The organism is Enterococcus olivae, from assembly GCF_053760925.1.
This window is the reverse complement of sequence record NZ_JBSMVT010000012.1, coordinates 65,551-76,068: the sequence shown is the minus strand read 5'-3', so window position 1 is coordinate 76,068 and position 10,518 is coordinate 65,551. Positions and strand designations below refer to the sequence as shown.

Genomic DNA, 10,518 nt, shown 5'->3' with positions numbered 1-10,518 from the left:
TGAAATGGTTTGTACGACCACCCTCTATAAGTATATTGACAAGCAACGTCTTGAAATCAAAAACATTGATTTACTGATGAAAACAACACGTAAACCAGCACAAACCAAGCAGGTAAAAAATCGAAAAATTCTTGGAAAGAGTATCGAAGAACGACCGACAAGTGTTGAAACACGTGAAGAATTTGGTCACTTTGAAATTGATACAGTCATTGGTAAACGGAATGGTTCAGAAACAGCGCTCTTAACTTTAACGGAACGAAAAACACGTTTTGAAATCATTCGTGTGCTTGATACCAAAGATGCAGACTCTGTCAGTTATGCCATCAACCGATTAGCTAAAGAATATGGGAACAATTTTTCCGCTGTATTTCGTTCGATTACAGCTGATAATGGTTCGGAGTTCGCTCAGTTGTCAGAAACGTTAAATGGATTGACAGAAATTTATTTTACCCATCCGTATACTTCTTGCGAACGTGGAACGAACGAGAATCACAATGGCATCATTCGTAGATATATTCCCAAAGGCGAAAGTATGGACAGCTATCATCGAAAGGAAATCGAGCAAATTGCCAATAAAATGAATCAACTACCCAGAAAGATTTTAAACTACGCGACACCCCAGTCTTGTTTTGAACAAGAACTAAATAAAGTAGTTAGTTGATTTGACAACGAGCCTCTTGCGCCATGGGTATCGTCTGGGCAAGCTGGCATAGCCAGCCCGTCAAATCAGACTACCATGCCGCAACTCATTATCAAATCAACATCGGAACTTACAGATAACACATGATTTTCACGTTTTTCAAAAAGTGGCTAACTTGTTCTTGAAATTTGGGAATCGTTTTTAACAAGAAGAATTCCTCCTTTATCCCCGATACTCCAGCATTAACCCCTTCAGGAAATTCCTTGCATACTTGTCTCCGCAAGGCTTGTAATTGCGATGTCCTTCTTTTCGCAAGATCGCGCCAAGTTCGCCTTTAGAAACACGAACGCCTGCTTGATCTAAAAGATGAAGCATGTCGTCACTGGTCAGTGACAAAGCAATTTTTAATTTTTTCAGCAGCAGGTTGTTGGCATTGCCATTGTGAAGCTCCAAAGCAGGTTCCCCTGCACCTTCACGAGCTCCGCGTTGTGAAATAATCATTCCATTGAGAAAACGTTCAAAGTTCTCATTCGTCAATTCGATTTCATAGGTTTCCGGATCTGTTTTTTTCAGCAACTGTCGGACTTCTTCTTTTGTGACAGTTACACCGCCCAATTCAAAAATTTTTACCATATCATTGTCTTTGATATCTAGCGCATAACGTAAACGTGTCAAACGATCATTGTGGTTCATTCTAAACACCATCCATTTCTTTCTTCTCATCGATTATAACAAATTTCTACTGTCAGTACTTAATGATTCTAAATTATTATTTTTATCTTAGATTTGTAAAACGTAACTGTCACGGCAGATGCAGAAAGTATTTTATTTTTTAAATAACATATCACAAGTTTTTTTGTTAAAATGAACCATTATGTATGATAACCTTGTTCACCTAATTTCAAGAATAATAATGAAAGAAGATGTGATGGGCAGAATATAGGTATAATGATAAGCTAACAGCATAGAGGAAGCGCTTACTCTTGGGGGAGAAAAATATGTATGAGATGACGAAACGGCAAAAAGAGTTAATAAAATTACTTTTGGATAATAATGCTTTTTTACCAGTGAGATACTATGCGAATTTGTTGAAGGTTTCTGAAAGAACGGTACACAGTGATTTAAAAAAAATAGAGAGACTGCTTCGTGACACAAAAAGTTTCATTGAAAAGAAACCTAGACATGGAATTCGTCTAGAAAATGGAGGAAACTTAGATAAACTTCTATCCGGTTTCGATCAAAACCAGGAAAATAATTCTCCTTTTTATCGACAAATATTGATTGCACGTGATTTGTTAGTGAGAGGGAAGACAATTTCTTATCAACTACTATCCGAGAAATTTTTGGTAAGTAAAACATCTATTTCGAACAATATCGATCAAATTCAATTTGCAATCAGAAAATGCAAAGTTGAAATTGTCTCTAATCATAAAGGAACCAAGATTGTTGGAAAGGAATCGGATCTTCAGCAGGCGATCAAAGACTATGCGTATCACATCATTCAAACAATGGAACAGTCTAGCGAATTTAAAATTCAATTTCCGAAAGAATTGAATGCGTTTCTTCCGCCAAAAATTATTGATCGAATATTAGTGTTGTTGCAACAGTACTTACAAGTTAATGTTGCTGATCTCTCAGACAATGTTTTTCAATCATTGGTTCTGTCTTTAGGGATTTTCTTCACAAGACTAGAACATGGAGAACATATCGAAGAACAAAATTATCTTCTGTTTGAAAATATCGAATCGTTGCAGACACATTTTTTTACGACTGAATTACTCGAAAGATTGAAACTTCAAGGAGAGTTGAAAATTTCACAAAATGATTTTACTTACTTGAATAAGCAATTGATCGCTCACGGACTTGAACCAAAATTAGAGGAGGCATTAATTCAAAAATATGGTGATATAGTCCATCAAATTATTGAAGAAATGGGGAAAACATTAAATTTAAAATTTTTAGAAGATAACAAATTATACCAAAATGTTTTGTACCATTTGTTTTCAATGATTTATCGACTACAAATGAATGTATTGGTTAATAATCCGCTTTTAGAAGAGATTAAGGAACAATATTCTGTATTATTCAGCACGACATGGCTAGTCTTTTCAAAGTTTGAGAATATATTAGGGATAAAGCTGACTGAAGATGAAGTCGCTTTTATGACGATTCATTTTCAAGCAGCGATCGATCGTTTAGCTGGAAGTCATCGCATTATCATCGTTTGCCCAACAGGTATTGGGACAGCCGAGTTGATTGCCAATCGCTTGCAAAAAATCGTTGCACCACATGACATTTTGCAAGTCATCTCGCTCAGAACGTTGTATCAAAGTGATTTAAGTAAGATTGATTTGATTATTTCATCTATTGATCTAGAAGAAATGAATGTGCCAGTGGTCTATGTTTCTCCTCTTATGAGTCGAGAAGATCTAAAGAAGGTCTCTGCAAAGTATTTAGACTTGTTTTATACAGAGCAAGTTGACACAGTAGACATTAAATTTGAACATTTACATGATGTCATTGATCAAAAACTGATTTTTCTGGATGAAGAGTATACCTCTAAAGCAGAATGTATCGGTAAATTAGCAGGTGAATTGTTAAAACAAGGTGTTGTATCAGCTGGGTTTGAGCAGGCAATCTGGGAGAGAGAAAAACTCGGGGTGACTGACTTGGCATCAGGTGTTGCAATCCCGCATGCACCGCCCGCAATGGTTAAGAAGAGTACATTGGCAATCATGACTTTAAAAACACCCATTCGTTGGCAAACAAGAACAATCGATACCCTCATAGTTATTTGTATTTCGAAGGAAGATTTTTCAAAAGTCAAAGGCATATTATCTGAAGTATATAAAATTGTCGAATCTAGACAGACAGTACAACAAATTTTTTTCTCAAAAACTAAGAAACAAATAATTGAAAAGTTAGGAGGAACCAAGAGTGATTGACAAGGAACTAGTGATTTTAGATTCACCACTAGAAAATAAAGAGGAAATTATTCGTTTTCTGTCGGACAAAGCATCAAAACGAAATTATTTAACCGATGTAGAGACATTTATCACCGCAGTACAGAAACGAGAAGAAGAGTTTTCGACCGCAGTTGGCTATGATATCAGTATTCCTCATGGAAAAAATGAAGTTGTTTCAAACCCATTCATTTGTTTTTTAAGAGCAAAAAAGCCCATCAAATGGGACGGAAATGGAAATTATGCAACGTTGATTTTCTTATTAGGTGTTCCCGAAGAGCATCAATCCAAATTACATTTGAAAATTTTGGCAGAAATCAGTAAGAAATTAATGGACGAACAATTCAGAGAACAGTTGTCAAAAGGAAACCAACAATCAATAGTTGGTCTACTAACAACTATTGAGGAAAATATCATAAAAAGATAATCTGTTAGGTTCACTTAACAGGATAATACGTAAAAAAATATTAGGATAAACTTACAATTAGGAGGAATTTATTATGAAAATCGTCGGAGTTTCAGCATGTCCAACAGGAGTCGCACACACTTATATGGCTCAGGAGTCTTTAGAAAAAGAAGGAAAAAAAAGAGGGCATGACATCAAAATCGAAACACAAGGAAGTATCGGCATCGAAAATGAAGTGTCAGAAGAAGAAGCGAACGAAGCGGATGTCATCATTTTAGCAGTCTCTGTTTTTATTGAAAATGAAGAACGTTTTGAGGATAAATTAGTTTTGCATGCAGATGTAAACGAAGCAATTTCTTATCCAGAACGCATTCTGGATGCAGCTGAAAAATTAGTAAACGGGTAAGGATACCAAACGCGGAATAGAGCTTTCGTTCAAATGGCAGAAAGTTCTATTCTTATATTAAATAATAGGGAGCGAACGAAAAGATGAAGGCAATGTTGAAAGAAATACAAAAATCCTTTTTAAGTGGTGTGTCTTTTATGATGCCAGCAGTTGTAGCTGGAGGGATCATGCTGGCACTGTCTTTAGCTACAGGTGAAAAAAGTGAAACTGGCGTAGTGATTACAAATGAATTGATGCTGAATATCAATATTCTTGGTAAAGCAGCATTTGCAATGATGATTCCTATTCTGGGAGGATACATCTCTTATACAATTGCTGGTAAACCTGGACTAGCACCGGGAATGATTTTAGGATATCTGGCAAATAATCCAGTCACTCTAAATGGGCAAGAAGTAAAATCTGGATTTTTAGGAGCGATGCTTCTAGGTGTTGCCGCAGGATATCTAGTAAAATGGATGAAACAGTGGAAAGTAAGCAAAACGATCAAAACGATTTTACCGATCTTGATCATACCAACGATTTCTGTCTTTGTTTTAGGCCTACTCTATATTTATATTGTTGCAGGACCACTGGCATTTCTAATGAATGGTTTAACAGACATTATGGGAAGTTTGAGTGGTTCAAGTGCAATTTTATTAGCTATTTTTATTGGACTGTTTGGTGAGATCGACATGGGTGGACCGATTACAAAATCTGTCTCTATGTTTACCTTGGCTTTGATGAATGAAGGCATCTATGAACCAAACGGTATGTTTCGTATTGCAGTGGCAATTCCGCCATTGGGTATTTTTCTAGCTACATTGTTATTTAGAAACAAGTTCAGTTCTGGGGACAGAGATGCTGCAGTCGCTGCAGGAATCATGGGATGTATCGGTATCACAGAAGGAGCGATTCCTTTTGTAGTCAGTGACATTAAGAGAATTTTACCTTCAACGATGATCGGAACGGCAGTAGGATGCGTGATTGGGGCAATCGGGAAGGTTCGTTGTTATGTTCCGCATGGAGGCTTTGTTGTGCTACCTGTCGTGGATAATAAACTTTGGTTTATAGCAGCAATTATTATCGGATCATTAGTGACGGCTGTTATACTAGGTCTATTAAAACCTAAACTGGAAGAATCGGTTGTTTATCGTTAATGAGAAAAATGTTTGAAAAGAGGAGAGAATATGGATATTAAAGAGTTTATAGAAGAAAAGAAAATTATTGCTATTGTCCGAGGTACCTATGGAGAAGAATTGCTTGAACTAGTGACGGCCTTAGAAAAGGGCGGTGTGCAATTGGTAGAAGTAACGTTTGACCAAGGAGACGAAAACAACTTGAAAAAAACACCTGCTGCAATTGCTTCATTAGTAGAAAGTTTTCAAGGAAAAGTAAAAGTGGGAGCTGGAACAGTAGTGACTGTTGAGCAAGTAGAAGCTGCTTATCATGCGGGAGCAGAATATATTATTTCACCAAATACAAATTCTGATGTAATCAAAAGAACAAAGGAATTGGGTTTAGTATCGATACCAGGTGCTTTGACACCAAGTGAGATTTTAGGTGCACACGAGGCAGGAGCAGATTTTGTTAAGGTATTCCCTGTCCGTGCCTTGGGAATAGATTATATCAAAGATGTTCGCGGACCAATCAATCATGTAAAATTAATTGCAACAGCCGGTGTTACACCAGAAAATTTAGCAGATTATTTGGATACTGGTTTTTCTGGTGCAGGAATCAGTAATTATTTAACTGATAAGAAGTTGATCGCTGCAGGAGAATTCTCCGTTCTTACAGAACATGCGGAGAATCTTATGCGAATTGTGAATAAACATTCTTAAGATGAGAATGAGGGAGGACAAAATTTTCACTATTGAAAAGATTGGAGACGAGAATTTTGAATACAAGAAAACCAATCGTCATTATGAATTGGGCCATGCGCCAAAATAAAAACCAAGAAGCAAAAGAATTTGCAAGAGAACTCGATCAATTGATGGGAGAAACGAGAAAATGTGAATTAGTAGTTCTTCCTTCTATGGGAACGATCCAAACGATGGCAAAAGAGCTGCAAAATTCCACAATAAAAATTGGTTCTCAAACGATTTCAATGTATCGCTCGGGTGAGTACTCTGGTGAATATTCCATAGAATCATTGATCGATATTGGTGGGGAATATGTGGAAGTCGGACACTGGGAACGACGACTTTATTTTAATGAAACAGAGGAAGTCATCAATAAAAAAGTATTATTGGCTTTGAAAAACAAGATCCGTCCCATTCTCTGTGTAGGAGAAAAAGAGAAAAAAGGCGATATTCAAGAAGTTGATTACCATACTGTCTACATTGAGATCAAACGTCAGCTTTTCAATGGATTGCTGGATGTGAAAGAAGCAGAGATAAAAAATGTGGTGATTGCGTATACACCTCATTGGGCTGTGGGCCAGTCTGCAGCAGCTCCGAGAGACCACATACATCAAGTGGCAGAGATGATTCGCAGTATTCTTGCAGAATTTTATGAGTCGCAAACAGTGGCTCAAGTGCAAGTGATTTATGGTGGCACAGTCAGTGTAGGAAATGCCAAATGGATCACCTCTTCTGAAGCGATCGATGGTGTATTATTAGGTAGATTCGGCAGTCGACCACAACAATTTTTAGAGACAGTCCAACAAATAGAGCAAGAATAGGAATCTATGAAAATCAGATCTACTCGCTAGATCTGATTTTTTACTATACAATCATATTTTCTTTGATGGCATCCAAATTTGTTATTAGAATTTTTCGATTGCGGACTTGAATCGCGCAGGCTTCTCTTAATTGCTGCATCATTCGATTTACACTGCTGGCTGAAGCAATTCCGCAAAAGTGGGCGATGTCTTCATTGGTTACAACAAAATCAATGAGGTAGCCATCTTCAGTGGACACGCCGAAGAGTTCGTACAATTCATAAAGCTGTGTGCAGACTGCACCAAATTTGCCATTCATCAGCATTTGCTGCATTTTTTTCATCGACTGCAGTAAATTGACTCGGTAATATTCTTTGACGTAATTTTGTAATTCTGGACTGCGATTGATGTCCTTCCAAAATTGGACCCGGTCAATCTGATAAAGTGTAGCCGTTGGCGATTCAACTCGAATATTGAACGGTGCATCGATGAACTTTGAATATTCATCCTTTAATAAAGAAACGATCTCCAGACCAGTGATATAGCGCAAATTAAATTCTCGACCATCATGAGAGATCACGCTTGTCTTGATAATCCCTTCTTTTAAAACGTACGCAGAACTATCCTGCAAGCCTTCATACATTAAATATTTTTTCTTCTTTTTGACGATGATTGGAAAAGAATGACTGTCTAAATAATCTTGCAGTACTCGTTTATCCATCGCGAATCCCCCTCTATACCTTCTATTTTAGCATTTAAACGCAGAAATTTACAGAAAACAATAACAAATGTCAATAACATTTGTAGCGGATGATTGATAGTAACAAATCCTTTTTACAAAGCAGCATTTTTTATTGCGAGTAAATTTGTATAATCCGTCTTGTGAAAGGAAATTTTCTGAAAATCAGTTGATTACTTGAGGTGAACAACTCAGAAGGAAAAAACTGATACTTTTGCAAAGATTTTAAGGAGGAATAGAAGTGGAAGAACAAAAAAAACTATTTAATAAGGGATTTATTGGTATCACCCTAATCAACTTTATTGTCTATTTGGTCTATTACCTGCTGATGGTGATTATTGCAGTCATTGCGCAAAATAATTTGCAGGCAACTTTAGGTCAGGCGGGACTTGCATCCGGCATTTATATTATTGGAACATTGTTTGCTCGCTTATTGATGGGGAAAAAATTAGAATTATACGGACGGAAAGCTGTCTTACGCTATGGATCACTCTTTTATCTAGCAACGACAATTGCCTATTTTTACGTTCCAAGCATAGGAATCTTGTATCTGGTTCGTTTACTCAACGGATTTGGCTATGGGACCGTATCAACGGCTACCAATGCGATCGTCACAGCATTTATTCCGAAAAATCAACACGGTGAAGGGATTAATTATTATGGGCTAAGTACTAGTCTGGCAGCTGCTGTCGGTCCGTTTATGGGAATGATTTTATTGAATACGACAAATTTTTATTTTATTATCGGTTTTTCAGTCGTCTTGATTGCCGCGACAACGATTGGTAGTTTTTTGTTTCCGGTAAAAAATATTCATTTGAGTGCTGAACATCAATTGGCACTAAGTTCTTGGTCTCTGAGCAGTTTTATTGAAAAGAAAGTCTTGTTTATTACCTTCATTGCTTTTTTGATGGGACTTGCTTATTCCAGTGTACTGGCGTTCCTTTCTTCATATGCGCAAGTAATTCAGTTAGTGGATGCTAGCTCGTTTTTCTTTGTCGTATATGCCGTAGTTATTACCTTGACTCGTCCGCTTTCTGGTCGTATTTTTGATTCTTATGGTGAAAATTATGTCATGTACCCAAGCTATGTCTTTTTAATGCTGGGATTGATCCTGTTGAGTGTTGTTTCAACCAGTTGGATGCTGCTAATATCTGGAGCATTGATCGGGTTAGGCTATGGAACCTTTATGTCGAACGGACAGGCAATTTGTCTAAAGACTTGTGATGAAAAGCAAATAGGAATCGCCTTGTCTACGTATTTTATTGGCTTGGATTTGGGATTAGGAATCGGTCCTTATCTGCTTGGTGAACTACGTGTGCTTTTATCTTTTCAGGAAATTTACCGAGTTGCAGGAATATTACCAATTACCTGTATCGTTCTGTATGCACTTTTCTACCATCAAACAATGCCGGAAAAGATGGAAATTGTCCAAAAAATCAAAGAATAGAGGGATCAAGCATGGAAGGAAATGAGCAATTTTTTGAAATACTCAAACAAACCTTAGTGATTTTAAGTGAAATTAGTCAGAAATTAGATGGAATCAAAGAAAATACGACGGCGATTGACCATGAGCAGCAGGTATTACTGTATAATGTCAATCAATTACAGCATGTGATGGAAAACGATGATTTCATTGGTTAGAAGTTCCCTTCACGAACTGTGATAAATCTGCTAGAGGCTGATGAAAAAAGTCCAGTCAGCTGATTCGTTCATGTGTATTAGAGCAAGAAGATGGGCTCATTAAAGAATCCATCTTTTTTGCTTATTCCGCTATAAATCGCAATCTGCTAGGCATCTGCATAAGAACATGATAAAATATACCAATAGTAAATTGAATGAATAGGGTGTGTGGATTGCCGATGAAGAAACCGATGAATTATTACTTGCCGATTATGTCTCACTATATAGAAGTTCCTTACGATGACAAGCCACGACGGGTTCGTGTGCTGCTGCCACGAGATTATGAGGTGAGTACAGAAGAAACATACCCTGTCGTGTACATGCACGACGGACAAAACGTATTTTACAGCAAAGAAGCTTACTCCGGTCACTCATGGAAACTGATCCCTCTGATCAAAAACAGTCAGGATTTACCAAAAATGATCATTGTGGGAATCGACAATGCAGAGATCGACCGTTTAGACGAATATGCACCGTGGCCTTATGAGTTGAAGGAAGAGGTTGAAAGTCATGGACATCCGGGAGGGATGGGCATGGAGTATGGTGAATGGGTCGTTAACACAGTTAAACCATTTATCGACAAGTATTACCGCACCAAACAGGAACGAGAACACACGGCATTGGTCGGCAGTTCTTTAGGCGGCTTGATCACGGCTTATATGGGTTCGGCTTATCCGAATGTTTTTGGCTCGCTAGGTGTGTTTTCATTGGCATCATGGCTGAGTGAATCTGCCTTTTTAGATTACATTAGCAAACATCCCTTGCATCCTGAGACTAAAGTCTACATTCAGGTGGGTACAGCAGAAGGCAATGAGGTAGACGAGGCCTTTGTAAATAAAAACATCAACCAAGCGTATATCGACAGCTCGATCTGGTATTATCAGACCTTGTTGCGCCATGAACACGCCATGGATAAGATGTGGCTCCGTATCTTAGCCGATGAACACCATTTTGAGAAATATTGGGCAGATCACTTTGGAGAATACTTGCAGTTTAATTTTAATGAATAAGAAACACACTTTTGCTGAATAAAGAGCAAAAGCGTG

12 protein-coding genes are annotated in these 10,518 nt (G+C 37.5%); 10 read left to right on the top strand and 2 right to left on the bottom strand.

The features are described from left to right. The coding region (locus ACWODM_RS09395; protein ID WP_455321124.1) for an IS30 family transposase at window positions 1–661 on the top strand (661 nt) is incomplete at its 5' end. 201 nt (window positions 662–862) lie between these two features. On the opposite strand, the gene ACWODM_RS09390 is transcribed toward ACWODM_RS09395, so the two are convergent. Next, window positions 863–1,333: a DUF1456 family protein gene (locus ACWODM_RS09390; RefSeq protein ID WP_455321123.1), complete on the bottom strand. Its 471-nt coding sequence runs from the start codon at window positions 1,331–1,333 to the stop codon at window positions 863–865. Between the two features lie 305 nt (window positions 1,334–1,638). Here ACWODM_RS09390 and ACWODM_RS09385 point away from each other — a divergent pair, with 305 nt between their 5' ends. From ACWODM_RS09385 to ACWODM_RS09360, 6 genes are all read left to right on the top strand, one after another. Continuing rightward, complete coding sequence (locus ACWODM_RS09385) at window positions 1,639–3,585, top strand: BglG family transcription antiterminator (RefSeq protein ID WP_455321122.1); 1,947 nt, start codon at window positions 1,639–1,641, stop codon at window positions 3,583–3,585. Further along, the gene (locus ACWODM_RS09380) at window positions 3,578–4,030 is read left to right on the top strand and encodes a PTS sugar transporter subunit IIA (protein WP_455321121.1); all 453 of its coding nucleotides are present in this window, start codon (window positions 3,578–3,580) and stop codon (window positions 4,028–4,030) included. The genes ACWODM_RS09385 and ACWODM_RS09380 overlap by 8 nt, the downstream gene beginning before the upstream one ends. A gap of 73 nt (window positions 4,031–4,103) precedes the next feature. Beyond that, window positions 4,104–4,415, top strand: a complete 312-nt coding sequence (locus ACWODM_RS09375) for a PTS fructose transporter subunit IIB (protein ID WP_455321120.1) — start codon at window positions 4,104–4,106, stop codon at window positions 4,413–4,415. 83 nt (window positions 4,416–4,498) lie between these two features. After that, window positions 4,499–5,551 (top strand): PTS fructose transporter subunit IIC, encoded by a 1,053-nt coding sequence (locus ACWODM_RS09370; RefSeq protein ID WP_455321119.1) that lies wholly within the window; start codon window positions 4,499–4,501, stop codon window positions 5,549–5,551. A 30-nt stretch (window positions 5,552–5,581) separates the two neighbouring features. Then, window positions 5,582–6,232 carry a bifunctional 4-hydroxy-2-oxoglutarate aldolase/2-dehydro-3-deoxy-phosphogluconate aldolase gene (locus tag ACWODM_RS09365; protein WP_455321118.1) on the top strand — a complete coding sequence of 217 codons (651 nt, stop codon included), beginning with the start codon at window positions 5,582–5,584 and terminating at the stop codon, window positions 6,230–6,232. A gap of 56 nt (window positions 6,233–6,288) precedes the next feature. Continuing rightward, the gene (locus ACWODM_RS09360) at window positions 6,289–7,074 is read left to right on the top strand and encodes a triose-phosphate isomerase family protein (RefSeq protein WP_455321117.1); all 786 of its coding nucleotides are present in this window, start codon (window positions 6,289–6,291) and stop codon (window positions 7,072–7,074) included. Window positions 7,075–7,117: 43 nt separating this feature from the next. Here ACWODM_RS09360 and ACWODM_RS09355 read toward each other — a convergent pair whose 3' ends face one another. Beyond that, a complete protein-coding gene (locus tag ACWODM_RS09355; RefSeq protein ID WP_455321116.1) occupies window positions 7,118–7,774 on the bottom strand; it encodes a Crp/Fnr family transcriptional regulator in 657 nt (218 codons plus the stop codon). Window positions 7,775–8,033: 259 nt separating this feature from the next. On the opposite strand from ACWODM_RS09355, the gene ACWODM_RS09350 reads away from it, so the two are divergent. From ACWODM_RS09350 to ACWODM_RS09340, 3 genes are all read left to right on the top strand, one after another. Then, window positions 8,034–9,239, top strand: a complete 1,206-nt coding sequence (locus tag ACWODM_RS09350; protein ID WP_455321115.1) for an MFS transporter — start codon at window positions 8,034–8,036, stop codon at window positions 9,237–9,239. 11 nt (window positions 9,240–9,250) lie between these two features. Further along, window positions 9,251–9,433, top strand: a complete 183-nt coding sequence (locus ACWODM_RS09345; RefSeq protein ID WP_455321114.1) for a hypothetical protein — start codon at window positions 9,251–9,253, stop codon at window positions 9,431–9,433. 212 nt (window positions 9,434–9,645) lie between these two features. Beyond that, on the top strand, window positions 9,646–10,482 hold the full coding sequence (locus tag ACWODM_RS09340) for an alpha/beta hydrolase (protein ID WP_455321113.1): 837 nt from the start codon (window positions 9,646–9,648) through the stop codon (window positions 10,480–10,482). The last annotated feature ends 36 nt before the right edge of the window (window positions 10,483–10,518 follow it).